The sequence below is a fragment of the Paraliobacillus quinghaiensis genome, assembly GCF_003426025.1.
Taxonomy (GTDB): Bacteria; Bacillota; Bacilli; order Bacillales; family Amphibacillaceae; genus Paraliobacillus_A; species Paraliobacillus_A quinghaiensis.
Window position 1 is genome coordinate 67,650 of the sequence record NZ_QJSH01000008.1, and the last position, 16,879, is coordinate 84,528.

The 16,879-nt window shown below is 35.0% G+C and carries 14 protein-coding genes; 1 reads left to right on the top strand and 13 read right to left on the bottom strand.

What is annotated here, in order from left to right; translation table 11 throughout:
• Positions 1-13: 13 nt before the first annotated feature.
• The 10 genes from prmA to gpr form a co-directional block, all read right to left on the bottom strand.
• Entirely contained in the window at positions 14-949 is a 936-nt protein-coding gene (gene prmA, locus D2K40_RS07275; RefSeq protein WP_117154434.1) for a 50S ribosomal protein L11 methyltransferase, read from the bottom strand.
• A 69-nt stretch (positions 950-1,018) separates the two neighbouring features.
• Positions 1,019-2,146, bottom strand: coding sequence for a molecular chaperone DnaJ (gene dnaJ / locus D2K40_RS07280; protein ID WP_117154436.1), 1,128 nt, complete (start codon positions 2,144-2,146; stop codon positions 1,019-1,021).
• A 220-nt stretch (positions 2,147-2,366) separates the two neighbouring features.
• Positions 2,367-4,202, bottom strand: coding sequence for a molecular chaperone DnaK (gene dnaK / locus D2K40_RS07285; protein ID WP_117154438.1), 1,836 nt, complete (start codon positions 4,200-4,202; stop codon positions 2,367-2,369).
• Between the two features lie 30 nt (positions 4,203-4,232).
• Complete coding sequence (gene grpE, locus D2K40_RS07290) at positions 4,233-4,796, bottom strand: nucleotide exchange factor GrpE (RefSeq protein WP_117154440.1); 564 nt, start codon at positions 4,794-4,796, stop codon at positions 4,233-4,235.
• Positions 4,797-4,991: 195 nt separating this feature from the next.
• Positions 4,992-6,014 carry a heat-inducible transcriptional repressor HrcA gene (gene hrcA / locus D2K40_RS07295; RefSeq protein WP_117154442.1) on the bottom strand — a complete coding sequence of 341 codons (1,023 nt, stop codon included), beginning with the start codon at positions 6,012-6,014 and terminating at the stop codon, positions 4,992-4,994.
• Positions 6,015-6,125: 111 nt separating this feature from the next.
• Positions 6,126-7,304: a radical SAM family heme chaperone HemW gene (hemW, locus tag D2K40_RS07300; protein WP_117154444.1), complete on the bottom strand. Its 1,179-nt coding sequence runs from the start codon at positions 7,302-7,304 to the stop codon at positions 6,126-6,128.
• 72 nt (positions 7,305-7,376) lie between these two features.
• Complete coding sequence (gene lepA, locus D2K40_RS07305) at positions 7,377-9,194, bottom strand: translation elongation factor 4 (RefSeq protein ID WP_117154446.1); 1,818 nt, start codon at positions 9,192-9,194, stop codon at positions 7,377-7,379.
• Positions 9,195-9,302: 108 nt separating this feature from the next.
• On the bottom strand, positions 9,303-9,614 hold the full coding sequence (locus tag D2K40_RS07310; RefSeq protein ID WP_117154448.1) for a hypothetical protein: 312 nt from the start codon (positions 9,612-9,614) through the stop codon (positions 9,303-9,305).
• Positions 9,615-9,656: 42 nt separating this feature from the next.
• The gene (gene spoIIP, locus D2K40_RS07315) at positions 9,657-10,814 is read right to left on the bottom strand and encodes a stage II sporulation protein P (RefSeq protein ID WP_117154450.1); all 1,158 of its coding nucleotides are present in this window, start codon (positions 10,812-10,814) and stop codon (positions 9,657-9,659) included.
• Between the two features lie 99 nt (positions 10,815-10,913).
• On the bottom strand, positions 10,914-12,014 hold the full coding sequence (gene gpr / locus D2K40_RS07320) for a GPR endopeptidase (RefSeq protein ID WP_117154452.1): 1,101 nt from the start codon (positions 12,012-12,014) through the stop codon (positions 10,914-10,916).
• 161 nt (positions 12,015-12,175) lie between these two features.
• Between gpr and rpsT the strand changes: the two genes are divergently transcribed.
• Positions 12,176-12,442, top strand: a complete 267-nt coding sequence (gene rpsT / locus D2K40_RS07325) for a 30S ribosomal protein S20 (RefSeq protein WP_117154455.1) — start codon at positions 12,176-12,178, stop codon at positions 12,440-12,442.
• 236 nt (positions 12,443-12,678) lie between these two features.
• Here the strand turns inward: rpsT and D2K40_RS16380 are convergent, their stop codons facing one another.
• The 3 genes from D2K40_RS16380 to D2K40_RS07335 form a co-directional block, all read right to left on the bottom strand.
• On the bottom strand, positions 12,679-12,828 hold the full coding sequence (locus D2K40_RS16380) for a hypothetical protein (protein WP_162879162.1): 150 nt from the start codon (positions 12,826-12,828) through the stop codon (positions 12,679-12,681).
• Positions 12,829-13,147: 319 nt separating this feature from the next.
• Positions 13,148-14,179 (bottom strand): DNA polymerase III subunit delta, encoded by a 1,032-nt coding sequence (gene holA, locus D2K40_RS07330; protein WP_117154457.1) that lies wholly within the window; start codon positions 14,177-14,179, stop codon positions 13,148-13,150.
• A 335-nt stretch (positions 14,180-14,514) separates the two neighbouring features.
• Entirely contained in the window at positions 14,515-16,800 is a 2,286-nt protein-coding gene (locus D2K40_RS07335; RefSeq protein ID WP_162879163.1) for a DNA internalization-related competence protein ComEC/Rec2, read from the bottom strand.
• Positions 16,801-16,879 lie beyond the last annotated feature (79 nt).

Sequence of the window (16,879 nt, forward strand, 5' to 3'; positions counted from 1 at the left end):
CCTGCTTTCTCTACTATTTCTTTGCTATAATTGAAATCCAATCTTCCATTTGATTTACTTCTAGAATTTCAAACCCTGCGGCAATCAATGCTTGTTTAACTTGTTGTTTTTTTGTTTGAATAATTCCGGAGGTAATAAAAATACCACCAGGTTTTAATAAATGATAAGCATCTTTTTCAAAGCGCATAATAATTTCTGCTAATATATTGGAAACAATGATATCCGGTTGATGCGTGACATTATCCAATAGATTATTTTGTTTCGCAGTAATTTTAGTGTCAACTTTGTTAAGTTTCGCATTAATCTTAGTCGTCTTTACCGCGATTTCATCTAAATCATAAGCATAAACTTGTTTTGCACCGAGTAAAACTGACGCAATACTAAGTACTCCAGAACCTGCACCAACATCTAGTACTGTTTGATCCTTTTCGATATATCTTTCTAGTGCTTGCATACTTAAAACAGTTGTTGGATGAGTCCCTGTACCAAATGCCATACCTGGATCTAATTCAATAATAAGCTCATCACTTGAAACCGCTGAATACTCTTCCCATGTTGGCGTAATGGTAATTTTTTCGGAAACCTTAACCGGTTTATAGTATTTTTTCCAAGCAGTTGCCCATTCCTCTTCATTTACTTCGCTTAACGTAATACGATTTGACCCTAAATCAATATCGTACAATAGTAAATTATTAATAGCTTGTTTAATTTCCTCAACCGTTTCACCTAAAAAGCTATTAAGTGGGAGATATGCTTTTAATAAAATACCTTCTTCTGGAAAATCTGTTGGATCAAGTTCATACATTTCACCAAATTCAGTAGTACGATCTTTAATAAGATCTTGAGAATCCTCAATTACGACGCCACTGGCACCCGCTTCATGTAAAATGTTTGATATCGGCTCAATTGCTTCGTTGGTGGTATGGATACACAACTCAGACCACTTCAAAAAACCAACTCTTTTCTTATAATTTTAGTTATATAAGCAAAACATCAACTGGACGAATAAAAGTATTATTTATTCACCCTTGAATGCTCTTTTCACCCGTTGAAAAAAGGAATTTCCATTTTCGTCTGTTGATTCATTTCCACTGATTTCATTTAATTCACGTAGTAAATCCTTTTGTTCATCACTTAAATTAGTTGGTGTTATTACACGCATTTTAACATGTTGATCACCGTGTCCATATCCTCTAACATTTGGAGCACCTTTCCCTTTTAAGCGGAAAGTTTTGCCTGTTTGCGTGCCAGCAGGAATTTTTAATTTTACTTTTCCGTGAACTGTAGGAATTTCAATTTCGTCTCCTAATGCAGCTTGTGCAAATGTGATTGGCATTTCACAGAAAATATGATCTCCATCTCTTTGATAGAATTCGTGTGATTTTACTTGAACAACAACATATAAGTCACCAGCCGGTCCTCCATTAACACCTGGTTCACCTTGACCAGAAATGCGAATTTGCTGCCCATCATCTATACCAGCTGGAATACTGATATGAATTTTCTTGCGTTTTTTGACCTTGCCGTCACCACCACAAGTTTGACACTTTTCAGGAATAATTTTCCCTGTTCCATTACAGTGATTACATACACGTTTATTCACAACACGACCAAATGGTGTATTCTGTTCTACATTTAACTGCCCACTACCATTACAATGTGTACATGTTTTTGGTTTCGTTCCAGGTTTTGCACCAGAACCGTCACATGTCTCACATGTTTCTTCTTTAGGTAATTCAACATCTGTTTCTTTACCGAAAATTGCTTCTTCAAATTCTAAGATCATCGTGTACTGCAGGTCAGCACCTTGTCTTGGCGCATTAGGATCACGTCTACGACCTCCACCGCCGAAGAACATGTCAAAAATATCTCCAAAGCCTCCAAAGTCTTCCGCACCAAATCCACCGCCACCAAATCCTTGCCCTTGAGGACCTGTATGACCAAACTGATCATATTGCGCGCGCTTTTGATCATCACCTAATACTTCATAAGCTTCCTTAGCTTCCTTAAACTTGTCAGAAGCGTCTTCTTCTTTATTTACATCTGGGTGATATTTACGTGCTAATTTTCTATACGCTTTTTTTAATTCATCTTTTGATGCATCTTTTGAGACACCTAAGACTTCATAATAGTCTCGTTTACTCACTGAACAATCACTCTCCCGACTCTTGTTTGCATAAAGTTTATCATAACATTGAAACTCTTGTTGGAGCAAATGTTATTTCCTTCATGATATCAATATTTAAGCTATTTATTTTGGAATTTAACAGTCACTTTTTATTAGTAAACATAGTTGAACAGAGGAAAAGCCAAAGCCAAGTAAAACCTGACTTTGACTTCTTTAGTTTCCTACCTCTTAATAATTGTTATTTATCTTTTTCTTCATCATCATTAACTTCTTCATAATCAGCATCTACAACATCATCTTCAGTGTTTGCTTCACCTTGACCTTGTGCTGCTTCTGCATCTTGTTGTGCTTGCTCATATAATTTCACCGATAGAGCTTGCACTTGTTCTTCTAGTGCTTCTTTTTTCGTTTTAATTTCTTCTAGGTCATCAGATTCTAGCGCTGTTTTCAATTCATCTTTAGCTGTTTCAGCTTTTTGTTTTTCTTCTTCAGACACTTTTTCACCAAGATCTTTAATCGTTTTGTCTGTTTGGAAAACCAATTGGTCCGCTTCATTACGAAGTTCTACTTCTTCACGACGTTTTTTATCTTCTTCAGCGTTTTCCTCTGCATCTCTAACCATTTGTTCTACTTCTTCATCTGATAGTCCTGAAGAAGACTTAATTGTAATAGACTGTTCTTTATTCGTACCTAAATCTTTAGCACGAACGTTTACAATACCATTTGCATCAATATCAAATGACACTTCAATTTGTGGTACGCCACGCGGTGCTGGTGGAATATCTGTTAGTTGGAAACGACCAAGCGTTTTGTTATCTGCTGCCATTTCACGTTCTCCTTGCAGGACATGGATGTCAACTGCTGTTTGATTATCTGCTGCAGTTGAGAAAACTTGTGAATGACTTGTCGGGATTGTTGTATTACGCTCAATTAGCTTAGTAGTAACCCCACCCATTGTTTCGATACCTAAAGATAGTGGAGTGACATCAAGAAGAACAACATCTTTCACATCACCTTGTAAGACACCAGCTTGAATTGCTGCACCTAATGCTACAACTTCATCCGGATTAACACCTTTAGATGGTTCTTGACCGATTTCTTTCTTAATTGCTTCTTGTACAGCTGGGATACGAGTAGATCCACCAACTAATAATACTTTATTAATTTCACTTGCTTTCATACCAGCATCTTTTAATGCTTGGCGTGTCGGTCCCATTGTACGCTCTACTAGATCAGAAGATAACTCATCAAATTTCGCACGAGTCATATTCATTTCTAAGTGTAATGGCCCAGCTTCTCCAGCTGTAATAAATGGTAATGAAATTTGTGTTTGCGCAACACCTGATAGATCTTTTTTCGCTTTCTCAGCAGCATCCTTCAAGCGTTGCAATGCCATTTTATCTTTAGAAAGATCAATGCCATTTTCTTTCTTGAATTCTGCAACTAAATGATCAATAATCACTTCATCAAAATCATCACCACCAAGACGATTATCACCTGCTGTTGCGACAACTTCAAATGTACCTTCACCAATATCTAGGATGGATACATCAAATGTACCTCCACCAAGGTCATAAACAAGTACTGTTTGATCTTGATCACCTTTATCAATACCATAAGCAAGTGCTGCTGCTGTTGGTTCATTAATAATACGTTCTACTTCAAGTCCTGCAATTTTACCTGCATCTTTTGTTGCTTGACGTTCTGCATCGTTAAAATATGCTGGTACGGTAATAACCGCTTTTTCTACTGTATCTCCAAGGTAATCTTCCGCGTATGATTTGATGTGCTGTAAAATAATTGCTGAAATTTCTTGTGGTGTATGTTCTTTTCCATCAACTTCTACTTTATAATCTGTACCCATATGACGTTTGATAGATTGGATCGTATTTGGATTAGTAATTGCTTGACGCTTTGCTACTTCCCCTACTTGTCTCTCACCATTTTTAAATGCAACAACTGAAGGAGTTGTACGATTACCCTCTGGATTTGGGATTACTTTCGCTTCTCCACCTTCCATTACTGCAACACATGAATTTGTTGTTCCTAAGTCAATACCAATAATTTTTCCCATGACTTTTTCCTCCTTTTAAGCAATATGTAACTACTGATTTACTTTAACCATTGCGGGTCTAATAACCCGATCTTTTAGTTTATATCCTTTTTGTAATTCTTCTACCACTACGTTAGAGTCATATTGATCATCTTCAACCTGCATAACTGCTTGATGTAAGTGTGGATCAAAAGCCTCACCTTTAGTTGGAATAACTTCAACGCCTTCTTTTTCTAAAGCATCACTTAATTGACGATAGACCATTTTTATTCCATCGACAAACTGTTTAGCACCATCACCATTTACGTCGGTTTGTAGTGCTCTCTCAAAGTTATCTACAACCGGTAATAATTCGGTAATCAATGATTGTGATCTATATTTACGTTCCGCTTCTTTTTCTTTTTGGGTTCTTTTACGGAAGTTATCATATTCAGCTTGTACTCTTAACAATCTCTGGTAAACTTCATCTTTTTCTTTTTGTAATGCTTCGACTTTGCTACCTGAAGTACTTTGATCATCTTCTCGGTCTGTCTCTTCAACTATTTCTTGCTCTACATCTTCTACTTCTTCAACTACATCTTTTTCATTTTCTTGTGCTTGCTTGTTTTCTTCCATTATGGTCACCTCCTCTATTACACCTGAAAATAAAACCTTGTTGACTATATCATGAACAAACAAGGAAATAAAGTTATTCAATTTCTATTTATTCTATCCAGTAATGAAGCAGAAAAACTACTTCATCATTTGGTATGAATTAAAATTCAAGTTAAATTTCTTTTCCCAAAAACAACTTACCCTAATTTTCACAAATCAAAACCAGGAGTGAAAAGTGCTAGACATTCGATTTGATAAAACATTCAACAATGCAATAACTCTTGAATATTCCATTCTAGTCGGTCCCAACAATCCGATTGTTCCTAATTGTTTTCCAGCTAACGAATAAGTTGCAGTAATTAAACTACAATCTTGCATTTCATCCATCTTGTTCTCTTGCCCGATGGAGACATTAACACCATTACTATAGGAACGCAAAACATTTGCTATCAGGTCTTCTTGCTCCATTACCGAATATAAAGAATGAATCTTATTAACATCCTTGAATTCCGGTTGAAGCAAGATATTGGTGATTCCACCAACGTAAAGCTTAACTGGCTGCTCATCAAAAAGGGCCGCTTTCAAGTATTGAAAAGCTGTATCAAAATCAGACATATAGTTATGAAGCAGCGCTGTTAGTTCTTGTTGTAGTTTGTCATGTAAATGAATGATCGGTACATTTTTTAAGCGATCATTCAAAATATTTACTAGTTTCTCCAGATCACTCGGTTCAATCTCTGATGGAACCGTAAAAGAACGATGTTCAACATGGCCAGTATTTGTCACTAAAATAGCTACAGCCATATGTGATGATAAATGAATAATCTGAAGTTGCTTTAGCGTTGTTTCGTAAACCCTTGGCCCCAAAATAATCGAAGTATAATTCGTTAATTCAGAGAGTACTTTTGCTGACTTTTGCACAACTTGCTCAAATTCTACCATTTCTTCTCCAAATGCATGTGAAATAACACCCATATCTTTATTGGATAGATGAAATGGTGACAGAAGATGATCCACGTAAAATCGGTATCCTTTTTCCGATGGCACTCTTCCAGAAGAAGAATGTGTTTTTTCAATAAAACCAAGTTCTTCTAGATCCGCCATATCATTTCTGATTGTGGCAGGACTATATGTGACTTCATCCTTTTTGGAAATGGCTCTAGATCCAATCGGTTGCGCTGTTTGGATGAACTCATCAATAATAACTTGCAAAATGGATATTTGTCTATCAGATAACATCGATGATCACCTCTGTTAGCACTCTTATCTTCCGAGTGCTAAATCTATTATTAAATTATCAAATGCGCGGATAATTGTCAATGCGAATGCTTAAAAGTTTCTTTGGAATTTTTAAGCATTCATTTCTTGAGATTTTATTATGGTTTTAACTTTATCATCTTCTAGCAAAAATGATTGGAATACTTCATTACCGAATAGTTGACCGTCTTGTGTTAACCTTATTTTATTATCAAACTCTTCTATCCACTTCTTCTGCTTCAAGTGCTCTAACTCGGAATTATAAACATCAAATAGTGATAATTGATATTTTTTTTTGAAGTTATCTAAAGAAACTCCTTCCCGTTTTCTTAACCCTAAAAACATTTCTTCTTCAATTTTTTCTTTCAATCCAATAGATTCTTTATGAAGTACTGGCAATCCATTTTCATTTGCTTGCTTTAAGTATGCAGGGAATGGACGTAAATTAATAATACGTTCATTAGGTAAATAACCATGTGCACCAGCACCGAAACCATAATAATAGTCATTGTTCCAATACGTCAGATTATGCATGCTTTCAAAACCAGCCTCAGCAAAGTTACTTATTTCATACTGGATTTTACCGTACTTTTCCATTTGATCAATTAATAACTGATACATTTCTGCTTCGGTTTCTTCAAGTTGTTTTTTTAATTTACCTTTTTTATAACGTTGATAAAAAATTGTTTTTGGTTCAATTTGCAAGGAATACGAAGAATAATGTGGCAAATCAAAAGCTAATGCTTCTTCTAATGTTTGTTCGAATCCAGCAATTGTTTGATTTGGTAAACTGTACATTAAATCAATACTTATATTAGTAATACCATGCTTTTTCAATGCGTTAACATTTTGATAAACATCTTTCACACGATGTAATCGACCTAATTGTTCTAAGATCTTATCATCAAAAGTTTGTGCTCCCATCGATATTCGATTAACACCATAACCTTTTAATAATTTAATTTTTTCTTCGTTCAAGTCACCTGGATTCGCCTCAAATGTGAATTCTTCTACAGTATCTACTTCAAAATAGTGATCAATTGACACTAATAATTTTTTTAATTGGCGCACTGTTAACGCTGAAGGTGTGCCTCCACCGACATATATTGTTCTCATTTTTTGCTTAGGCTCTTCTATATACCTTGCCATCTCTTTATTAAGCGCTTCTAGATAATCATCTGCCATTTTTTCCTCATAGAAAAATTTAGTGAAATCACAATAATGGCATATTTTTTCACAAAACGGTATGTGGATATATACTGATGATATCAATACTTTCTCCCCCTTTTACTACTATAGATAGTAATTAGAAACCCCTGTCAAGTAAATGACAAGGGTTTCTCTTTAATCATCATCGTCCATTCTTAATACGGCCATAAACGCTTCTTGAGGAACTTCAACAGAACCAACCATCTTCATCCGTTTTTTACCCTCTTTTTGTTTTTCTAATAACTTCCGCTTACGTGAAATATCTCCACCGTAACATTTAGATAAAACATTCTTCCGCATTGCCTTTATTGTGGAACGTGCAACAATTTTATTTCCGATTGCAGCTTGGATAGGTACCTCAAACTGCTGCCTAGGAATTAAGTTCTTTAATTTCTCTACAATCTGTTTTCCGCGTTCGAATGAAAAATCTCTGTGCACAATAAATGAAAGTGCATCTATCGTTTCTCCATTTAACCAGATATCCATTTTCACAAGATTAGAAACTTTATATCCAATCATCTCATAGTCAAAAGAAGCGTAACCTTTTGTTTGAGATTTCAATGAATCAAAAAAGTCATAGACAATTTCAGACAGTGGAATTTCATAAACTACATTGACGCGATTGTCATCTAAATACTGCATATCTAAGAAATCACCACGTTTTTTCTGACAAAGCTCCATTACAGGCCCAACAAAATCATTTGGAACCATCACTGTTGCACTTACGTATGGTTCACGTATTTCAGTTACTGATTGTGGATCTGGCATAAATGAAGGGTTATCAATTGAAAGTTCTGAACCATCATGTAAAAGAACCTGATAAATAACACTCGGAGCAGTCGTAATCAAATCAATATTAAATTCCCGCTCAATTCGTTCTTGTACAATTTCCATATGTAGCAATCCTAAGAAGCCGCAACGAAAACCAAAACCTAATGCTTGCGACGTTTCTGCTTCATATTGCAATGATGAATCATTCAATTCTAATCGTTCTAATGCTTCTCTTAGGTCATTATATTTATTTGCATCAACAGGATATAATCCACAAAACACCATTGGATTTAATCGTCGATAACCTGGAAGAGCACTCTCTGCTGGGTTGTTAGCTAATGTAATTGTATCCCCAACTTGTGAATCGCCAACATCCTTCATTGATGCCGTTAAATACCCAACATCACCAACGGAAAGTTCTTTCTGTGAAATTGGTTTAGGTGTAAATACCCCAACATCATTCACTTCGAACTCTTTACCTGTTGCCATCATTTTAATTGTATCGCCTACTTTAACTGAACCTTCTTTAATACAGACATAAGCAATTACACCACGATATGAATCGTATAATGAGTCAAATATAAGTGCTTTTAAAGGCTCATCCGCATTCCCTTGTGGTGCAGGGATTTTTTCAACAATTTTATCTAGAATTTCATCAATACCAATCCCTGATTTAGCACTAGCTAGAATTGCTTCATCGCCATCAATACCAATTACATCTGTTATTTCTTGTTTAACACGTTCAGGATCGGCACTTGGTAAATCAATCTTATTAATAACAGGGATGATTTCTAAGTCGTTATCTAACGCTAAATAAACATTTGCTAACGTTTGCGCTTCAATTCCCTGAGCAGCATCAACAACTAAAATAGCACCTTCACATGCCGCTAAACTACGTGACACTTCATAGGTGAAATCAACATGACCTGGTGTATCTATTAAATGAAACAAGTACTCTTCACCATTATCCTGTTGATATTTTAATTGTACTGCATTTAATTTTATTGTAATTCCTCGTTCACGTTCTAGATCCATTGCATCTAGAAATTGCTCTTTCATTTCGCGTTGTGTTAATGCTTTTGTTTTTTCTAATATACGATCAGCTAATGTTGATTTGCCGTGATCGATATGGGCTATAATCGAAAAGTTACGTACACGTTTTTGCTCTCTTGCTTTTGACAATGTCCATTCACTCCTATTTTTCGGGCAACAATACTAGGATTGATTATAGCAGTGATAGATAAATGATTCAATCGTTTTTAGTTATACTTATAATAAAAACAGCTAAATCTAAATAAAAATCTGTGAAAGGCCGTATGCCACATCAATCACTTGATCATAAAACCATACTCCTGCATGTTCAATCGTTTTTGCAACTTGTTGTGTAATATGCGTAGGATGATCGCCTTGTATTTCTATTGTGTTTGAAATAGGTTCCTCTACTATTTCAAGTGGTGAATCCATTTCAATCGCAACACCTGCAACTTCCTCCTCATTTATATTAGATTCAACCGACGTTACACTTCCTTGTTGCTGTGTACCTAATACCATTCCGGTCAAAAAAAACACAGCCAATAGCAATAACATAACAAGTTTACGCATTTACTCGTTCCCCTTTTGTTTCATAAATTTTATTCGCTATTTTCATTCCCCTTGAACAGCTTGAGCGTTCCAATAATAAGAACTAAAAACTTCTGCGAAAGCATCTGCGGATCGATATAATTCATCCATCTCATTATCTACTCCACCAAATTCAATTAAAATTGCGTTATCTGCTAAATTTTGATTATATACCCCATTGTGTCCTGAACCGCCTTGCTGCGTGACTCCTTTACTTATACCTGGATATTTTTCTTCTAACAATTTATGCAACTTAGTTGCTAGAGCAATATTCTTCTCATTGTTACTGTAATCTGATCCTATTACAAAAAAGAGACTAGCATATTCCTGGCCATCTATCGTTACCGTTGTATCTTCACGTCGTCTGGAATCTCGATGTAAATCAAATATATACTGAATCTCTTTGTTTCCTGCTAAGGCTTCTTCTACAATTGGTTTTGATGCTTGATAAGACTTCCAGTATTCCCAATTATTTTGATTTAAAATTGACATAATATCAGTTTGATCAACCTGCGCTCCAATTCCTTCTATTTCCAAGGCTTGTCCTAATCGATCACTTACTTTAGTAATATTCACCTCAGAGTGAAACGCGTCATTTGGATTATTGACTCCCTCTAAATGCGGTAAAAATGATTCTCGATTATGAGTAGTATAAATGAAAACTACTTCTCTTCCCTCAGTAGTTTGTTCTGCTTGTTTTTCATTCTTCTTTTCTTCAGGCTCATCTATTGATGCATCTCTTTCCTCTAACACTACGTCTAGCGGGGGTGAAGATTCAATTGGTAAATTCGTATAGTCCGTTCCTTCACCTGCGACAATGATTCGTTGGTTATAGCCGTAAAAACCTGGCAATTCTCTCCCCAATAAACTTCTTACATCATTCGGTTTAATGTTTGTTGTTACTTCGAACAAAACCTCTGACCACCGAAGTCTTTCTATATCATCAGGAAATGATTCTGCATATTGCCTATTTTCCATACTCAAAAGATAAAGAAAAGAGGAACTATCAATTTGACTTGTCCACGTTGTTAGAATGGATGAAGATAAACGATAAGCGGGTTTTGCAGTTGTAACCAAACCGATCACAATAAATAAAAGCACGATTAATCCTATCCAAATTGTGCCACCACGCAAGTAGTTAACAAAGTTTTTTATTACTTTTCTGATTTTAAATTTTGTCATATAGTTCCCTCTCCTAAACCTCTATCAGATCTATTAAATACTATGATAGAACTTAAGAGAGTAGAACTTATTCATGAAAAGATTATTAAAACATAATATTTAGCGCGTAAAATCACCTGAGTTTTCAACTGTTACGGCTTGATGCAATGCCGCATTAATACCAGAAGCTACTAAATGCGCCATGTCTTTCATATAACCATCAACTTCCTTTGGGGTTACCATCAAATTATGACCAAGTGGCGTTAATACTTCTTTAATTAATGCACGTTTTTCTTCCTCACTTAGTCCTCCTACCATACCGAACATAGCTTTTCTCTTTTCCGGTTTTGGTAGATCTTCCTTGGACAACGTTCTTTTACCAAAATTTAAACTTGCAGGTGTAAGACTTTTAGACGGTTTATCTTTTTCTTTCCATTCACGTCCAAAGTGCTTTAACATATAATCGATTGTATCACTTGTAATTGTTACTGCATCAACCACTGTAGGTACACCAACTGCTATAACAGGAATCCCCAATGTATCTTCACTTAATTCTTTTCGTTTATTTCCAACACCAGATCCTGGGTGTATACCAGAATCAGAAATTTGAATTGTGGAATTCACGCGTTCAATCGAACGTGATGCTAAAGCATCAATCGCAATTACAAAATCAGGTTTTATTTTATCAATAGTCCCTACGATAATATCACTTGTTTCAATACCCGTTACTCCCATTACCCCAGGTGTTAAAGAAGAGACTGAACGGTACCCCTCTGCTACAGTTTCAGGGTGCAATTGAAATAAGTGACTTGTAATGAGCGCTTTCTCAACTGCCATCGGACCCAATGCATCAGGTGTTACATTCCAATTCCCTAATCCAACAATAAGACAAGTTGCATCATCTTTTATATTTATCTTTTTAAATAACTTCAGGAGTTCCTTAGCTAAGACACTTGCACTTTGTTCTTGTAACTTACTGTCTTGTTTTTTTACACCTTCCGTGTAAAGAGTAATATAATTTCCAGGTTTTTTTTGTATTTTTTTTGCACCTATCTCATCAATTTGAACATAAGTAACACGTATATCCTGTTCTTGATGCTCATGAATTGTCACACCTTCAATTTTGTTCTCTTCTTTTTTGCTTTTTTCGACAAACATATCTTTTGCTTCTACAGCTAAATCGGTTCTAATTGAAGGTTGCCACGCGTTTGATTGCGACATATTTCTCACCATCCTTTTCTATATAGACTTACCAGACAATAAAAAAAAATACAGAATCTCATCATACAGATAGATTTATATTGAAAACTTCGCTCTGCTTTGGTACAATGTCTTTTGTTCCATAGTAATTTATTATGGATGTTAAAAGTGGAGGTGAAATCATGGCTAATATAAAATCAGCAATCAAACGTGTACGATTGAATAATGAAAAACGCGCACATAACGCACCAATTAAAACTGAAATGCGTTCACACATTAAGAAGGTTGAAAACTTCGTTGCAGAGAAAAATGTGGAAAGTGCAAAATCAGCTTTGCAAAGTGCGGTTAAACAAATTGACAAAGCGGTACAAAAAGGCATTGTCCATAAAAATAATGGTAACCGTCAAAAATCACGTCTTACTAAAAAAGTAAACGAGCTTAGCGCTTAATTAGCTTTTTTTATGACCAACCAAAAAGCGATCCTAATTAGGATCGCTTTTTAATTTACATATTTTTTTGAATGGCCCTGTTCACAAATATTGTCCCTTTTAGATATATACCGCTTGCTTATGACACAATTTAAATAAAATGCGTATTAAGAACTAATACGTTTAGTCAGAAATTAGTGACGAAAGTTACCGCTCCTCAAATAAAATTGGTTCCCTTTCCGCAGGCACGGCTTCAGCTAACTCGGATAAGCAAATCTTTTCGGTGGGCCGAGTAATCGCAGGCCCAAAGGGCGCTTTCCGAGTGGATCTTCAGCTCGCGCTGTTCCTGCAGGAGTGTCACCAATTTTATTTGATACGCTAGATAGTTTAAAAATTTGATAATGCATTACAGAGCATTTTAGTAGCAGAAATCCTATTAATTGTTAGTAATTTAATCATGATCAGATCTTCTATCTAGCGAAGTCAGCAAATGGATGAGACTCCTGTGGGAACAGCAAATGTCTTCGATGGGGCGAGTAATCGCAGTCCCACAAGTCGAAGATCCACTCGGAGGTGTTTTTTGCCTCCGAGTTAGCTGAGACTGAGCCCACGGAAAGGGAATCCATTTGGGGACTGCAATTACTCGCCCCACCAAAACCACTGCTGACGTAGCGGGTGATAAATTACGTTACTCGTTATTGCGCATTTTCTATCAAGTCCAACCTTTTAGAAAGAAGTGTTTTGAATTAACTGATATAGTAGTAATTCGAACGCTAGGGCTTTTTCGACTTTACCCTGCTTTATTTGTGCGTCAGTATTCGCACAAGCATTAATGATCGTTTCTAGTCTCTGTCTCGAAAACTTGGATTCCCTGACCATTGCCATCTTTATCACATATGGATGAACTTTTAAATGCTGTGCCATTTGTTTTTGACTGTACCCTTTTTGTTTTAATATTTTAACATGAAGGATGGTTCGAAATTGTGAAGCTAATAAAGCAACAAGTGCTATCTCATCATCATTCATTCTTACAAGGTCTTTATAAATTTGAATTGCCTTATTCAAATCTTTTGCTATAACAGCATCAACTAACTTTAGCCCAGATGTATTTGCCTGATGCGCTACTAGCTCCTCAGCTATACTGGCTGTAATTGTGCCATTTTCACCCACGTATGTGGCTAGTTTTTCTAATTCCTTTTCAAGCATTAATAAGTTTGTACCTGTTTCTTGAACAAGCAACTCGTATACTGGCTTCTCCAAGTTGACATGCAATGTCTTAGCCAAGTGATCAATCCATTGATCAATATTCCATGCTTTTACCTCTTCACATTGAATTATAGTAGCCTCTTTTTTTAACAATTTAACTAATTTTTTACGCTCATCCAATTTTTCATAAGGTGCAATCATTACAAGCATAGAATAGTCAACTGGATTATTTATGTATGCTTGTAGACTTTCCAAATCATGACTAATGTTCGTTTTATCCTGCTTACCAGTTAAAAATATCGGATTATACGCAAAGATAATTTTCTTCCCTCCAAAAAAAGGGTAGGTTTCTACGTCCATTATTACTTCTTGTATAGGCGTTTCCTCTAAATCATACCGAATAATATTTGCTTCTTGATCTTCTGTAGCTAAACCATTTGCTATTAACTCCTGCATGACGGATTCAATTAAAAAAGATTCTTGTCCTTGTAATACATATATGGCTTCTATCTGCTTCTTTTTGATTTTCTCAACTGCTTTAAAATAATCCATTATATTCACTCCGATAAATCTACATTAATATGTCTATCGTATAGCGAATGAGATAAGAAAACAAGCAAAAATAAAACAAAAGGAGGAAGCAATCAATATTACTCCCTCCGCAATCTATATGAACGTTTTAAAAACAGTCCTAGGCAGCTGCCTTTAAAACGATGTTTTCATTTATAGATTGACCATATAATCAAAAACTAGGCATGTAAACTGTTGCTAACACAGGAAATCATCACACGTGATATTTAGGATATAAATTCCATCACCACGAATAGCGCCTTTTTCTACCTGTTACATTTCTAATTAACAATTTCCTTTTTGTTATTCACCATATATTATGGTAAGAATGTAGAAAATGTTCCTTGTTCTCCATTATCTTTAAAAGTATATTGGATTGCTCCTTGCAGATCTGTACGATAAATAATATTACTTTTTTTCAACAACCTATCCATAACCTCTTTATGCGGATGATTATAACGATTATTCTCCCCAACTGAGATAAGTGAAATATCTGGTTTAACCTTATTTAAAAAATCCTTTACAGATGAGCTATTACTTCCATGATGCGCTACTTTTAAAACATCAACAGTTAAGTTCGGATATAAATGTGTCAAATTAATCTCAACTTCCTTGCTAATGTCACCAGTAAACAACCATGTTAAGCCACCTATATTAGAAAGAATAACTAAGGAATTATCATTTTTAGAGTAATGATTTGAATCAGGATGAATGATTTTAAATGCTTGGTTATCAATGGTGACCTGTTGCCCTGCTACAATTGCGGTTATTGTTTGTTTTTCTTCTTCTAAAATTTGTGACAAGGGTTCTGGTGGGATAAAATATGGACTAGTTATAATATTTTGTACCGCGAACTCTTTTATTAAATAAGATACACTTCCAATATGATCATGATCAGCATGCGACAAAATTACAGCGTCAATTTTCCCTATCCCTTTACTATATAAAAATGGCTTAATTATTTGTTTATAGGTACGGTCTGAAGGGGTCGTAAAATCATTCTGCATTGTTCCGGCAGCATCAATTAACACAACACCTTTTCTGTATGGTAATTCAATTACAATCGCATCACCTTGTCCTACATCAAGCATTGTCACTGTTCCGTATGGATTCAAATAAGGACGACATGCAATCCAAATCATCAACCCTACCAACAATATACCTGGAAATATAATATTACTCTTTTTATTCTTATTGAGTGCAATAAATAAAAAAATCAAGAAAGAATAATAAGGAATAAAATAACCAAATGGAATTTCACCAATTACCCATGGATAATAGAAAATATCATCTATTCCCCTAATTAATGTTAAAACAAATTGATGTATGAGTTCAAAACTAGTGTCGATTAAAGTGCTGATAAAAGGGGTTACGTATGAAGATATAAATAATACAAACAATAGAGGCATTACGATTAGCGTAAAGTAAGGAACAATAAAAAGATTTAATAAAATTGCTAACGGGTTAATGAAATAGAAATGTGCAAGTTGAAGTGGTAATACACTTACAGTACTAATAAAACTTATCCGAAATATTATTTCTAACTTTTTGTTACTTCTCATTAAAAATTTCCGTGATAATAATATTGCGAGCGTTACAATAAAAGAAAACTGAAAACCTAACTGAAAAATAATTTCCTTATTGATGATCAGACAAAGTAAAAAGACTATGCTGATAATATCTGTTAATCCAATTTTATGATTATTGCTTAAGACTATGATCCCTAGCACAGACATTAGTACCGCTCGCCAAACAGAAGGTGATCCCCCACTTAAAAAGGGATAAATCAAAAGTAGCACGATTAATACAAAGTATGCTTTTTCTCTCGTTAGCATGCCCGTCTTCGTAAAAATAAAATAAATAAACCCACTTATTAACCCAACATGCAAACCGGAAATAGCCAACAAATGCGAAAGATTCCAACGTTGAAATAGTTCGATATCTGCATCCTCAATTAAATTATCTTGTCCAAGTAAAAGTGCTTGGATCCAAGCGCTTGAGAATGAACTAATTTTTGTCTCTATATCTGTTTTGATGTCTTTTCTCAAATTATAAAAATATTGTCTAACTGAAGAGTTTTCACATTCTAAATCCGTTACACTTCCAAGTGTTAATTGATAGTTGATTGCCTGTTTCTTTAAATGCTTTCGATAATTAAATTGACCAGGATTTTTACTGATTGGAGGGGAAACTACTTGGCCTTGAAGACTACATGTTGCACCGGTTTTCCAAGAAGTGGTTTGATCTGAGTGGTATTTTGGATCTTTAAAATAGGTTACAGATAATTTTTGTTCTGATTTTTTCTCCTGAAATATAAAAGAGGTAGATGTAGTTGTTTCTTCTACTTCAGATAAAATAACGCCTTCTATCACACTGTTTTGTTTAAGGGACATGTTATCTTGTATGTTAATGGGATAATAATAAAGAGAGGAAATGAAACAAGCAATAATCATAAGAATTAAATGGGGAAACTTGATTCTTTTATATTGATACAAAAGATATAGCCATATTGCAAAAATTGCATATATGAATAAAAAATTTAATGTTACTGCAACCACACCTATAATTACACTAATTACAATTAAATTCCAATCACCTCTCACAATACACCTACCTTAGTGTTATTTTTTATTTATACGAGAGCTGAGAACACCCGTGATTTCAGTCATGGGTGTGTTGACT